This window comes from Paenibacillus sp. Y951 (assembly GCF_056786395.1).
The window spans coordinates 1-887 of the sequence record NZ_JBXCIY010000073.1; the positions used below are offsets into that span (position 1 = coordinate 1).

The 887-nt window shown below is 33.8% G+C and carries 1 protein-coding gene; it reads right to left on the reverse strand.

Annotation, left to right across the window (positions count from 1 at the left end):
* Window positions 1-264: 264 nt before the first annotated feature.
* Window positions 265-726 (reverse strand): DMP19 family protein, encoded by a 462-nt coding sequence (locus AC1TPB_RS24865; RefSeq protein WP_482078947.1) that lies wholly within the window; start codon window positions 724-726, stop codon window positions 265-267.
* Window positions 727-887 lie beyond the last annotated feature (161 nt).

Below are 887 nucleotides of genomic sequence, written 5' to 3' on the forward strand. Positions count from 1 at the left end.
ATATTCTTGAAAATAACGTTTTTCTAATACTCGTTCCCAGTTAGGTCGATCAGCTATTTTTTGTTTCATATTGCCTCCTTGATTATTACTATCATAATCATGCAATAATTTCCGATAACGTTCAGGTATTCACGAACTTCCGCAGGAAGTTGTCACTGAATCTGCTACTTCTGCCAAAAGCATCAAAGTGACCAAGGCGCAGCCGCGGCGTGAATACTGTGTTAGGTGATGCCTACGTCTCCATTGAATACGCTAATATAATTGTTACAAATAAAAATCTTCAATATTATTCTTTATAAACTGTATTTGTAGTTCACTTAAATCTTCTTTATATTCAAAAAACATTTCGTCTAATTCATTTAATTGTACTTCTTGCTCTTCTGTCAATTGTTCTTCAATTTCTTGTTTATCATCTTTTATACGATCTAATCCATAAATCATTGTAGCCTTCTCTAATATGCTGGCGGTATATTTAGCACCTATCTTCATTAATGCTTCTCTTCCTTCTATGGCATATTTCCCACTACTATTACAATGATATTGATCAAACCCCCCATTATTCACTTCACTTTCAATTTCATAAATTAAGTAAATAACTCTTTCATTTAGTGAAAGTAATTCCAGCTTTTGACCAAACTTACACTTATGTGATAAATGAATTGATATTTCGAGTATATGATCTTTTATTAAATTATTATCAAGTATTTCTTTAACTTTTTTATTCATATCCGCTCTCCTTCTTTAATCTTTGTAGGTTTCACCTAACGTTCAGGTATTCACGAACTTCCGCAGGAAGTTGTCACTGAATCTCCTACTTCTGCCAAAAGCATCAAAGTGACCAAGGCGTAGCCGCCGCGTGAATACTGTGTTATGTGATGTCACAGTCC

Coding starts and splice junctions, on each gene's coding strand:
- AC1TPB_RS24865 (WP_482078947.1), bottom strand. CDS start 726: ATGAATAAAAAAGTTAAAGAAATACTTGATAATAATTTAATAAAAGAT.